The 1,617-nt window shown below is 46.2% G+C and carries 2 protein-coding genes; both read right to left on the reverse strand.

All coding sequences use genetic code 11. From position 1 onward, the window contains the following. On the reverse strand, positions 1–176 hold a 176-nt coding region (locus KEM09_RS21980), incomplete at its 3' end, for an FGGY family carbohydrate kinase (RefSeq protein WP_342344018.1). Between the two features lie 76 nt (positions 177–252). Further along, positions 253–1,617 (reverse strand): L-fucose isomerase (locus KEM09_RS21775; protein WP_212232058.1); only part of this gene is annotated, 1,365 nt, incomplete at its 5' end.

Below are 1,617 nucleotides of genomic sequence, written 5' to 3' on the forward strand. Positions count from 1 at the left end.
AGTTTATTCCATAACTTGTCTAAATCCCATATTCTTCCACCAGGGTAATTCGGATCTTCATCCGTGTCATTGCCCATGGCATGCGAAGCAATAATTTGACCTTTATTATCCATGGCAATCACCCTGACATTGGTCGCTCCACAATCAAAAACAATGGCTATATCTTTTTGCATCATAATGGTTTATAAACAAGATTGCGGACCGGGAGATAGTTGACACCATCTGCACCAGTCCTTGTCAATCTCAGGCTATTTATTTAATACCGTATAGTGAACCGTAGTTGGTACATGCTCTGTAATCCGAGCCTTCCTTATCTTCGCCAAAGGCGGCCCAAGCACTTGGGCGGAATACATCATCGTCGCTCACATTGTGCATACAGACTGGTATGCGAAGCATTGCCGCTAAGGTGATTAAATCGGCTCCAATGTGACCGTAACTGATGGCACCATGATTAGCACCCCAGTTAGCCATTACCGAGTATACATCTTTAAAAGCCCCTTTACCATTGACCCTTGGAACAAACCAGGTGGTAGGCCATGTAGGATTGGTACGCTCGGTTAATACCTCGTGAATACCCTCTTCCAGCTCAACGGTCCATCCCTCTGCTATTTGCAAAACCGGCCCAAGGCCTTTCACCAGGTTGACACGGCTCATGGTCACCGGCATTTCACCTTCGGTATTAAACTGAGAAGAAAAACCACCACCGCGGAAATACTCACGATCGGCCTGAGGCCATAAGGTGTTATCCAAACATTTTTGAGCTTCTTCCTCAGTAATTTCCCAGAAAGGTTTCATCGCCGGCTTTCCTTCGGCATCTCTTTGCTGTGCCGTTGCATCCAGTGTGGTAGAGCCTGAGTTAATCAGGTGGATGATCCCATTCTCTGCCAGTCCGCTCAAGGTTTTTCCGGTAACACGTTTCACCGCATCAGGACTCCAGTAGGTGCGTACATCAGAGAATATCTGGGCGGTATTTGACAACAAATGACCGAATAACATAGGTACGGCATTTAAACTGTCATTTTCGGTGGCCAGTACAAATGCCTGCCGGATGCCATTCCAGTCAAAAGAAGAGTTAAGGATAGCTTCGGTATAATCAGCATTTGGCTGATAGTCGGTCCACTGGCGCTGCCCCTGGAATCCTCCCATAATGGCATTACGTCCGAGTCCTTCTTCGCGGAAACCTTTTGCAATCACTTTTTCATTGCCAATCATCATATCCCGGCAAATCAGTGTCATTTTAACCACGGTTTCCCACTCGGCATCTTTGCGCGCCTGGTCAACCTGTTTTTCGGGCTTATTGCGGTCTGTACCCTCTTTGCAATTCTTCTTTGTCCAGGCCAAGGCTTTTTCATACTCATCCTTATCATAGATTTCTTCGTCGATACGACGCAAAATCTCCGTTGAGTCAACAAATTCAGTACGAATGCCTAAATAATCCTGAAAGAAATCAGCATCTACCATTGAGCCGGCAATACCCATTGAACTATAACCGATAGACAGGTATGATTTACCATTCATCTGGGCAACGGCCAAACCGGCTTTTACAAAGCGAATGATCTTCTCCTGCACATCAGCAGGAATAGTTGTATCACCCACATCCTGCACATCACGACCATA

It is taken from the genome of Carboxylicivirga mesophila, from assembly GCF_018271975.1.
Classification (GTDB): Bacteria; Bacteroidota; Bacteroidia; order Bacteroidales; family Marinilabiliaceae; genus Carboxylicivirga; species Carboxylicivirga mesophila.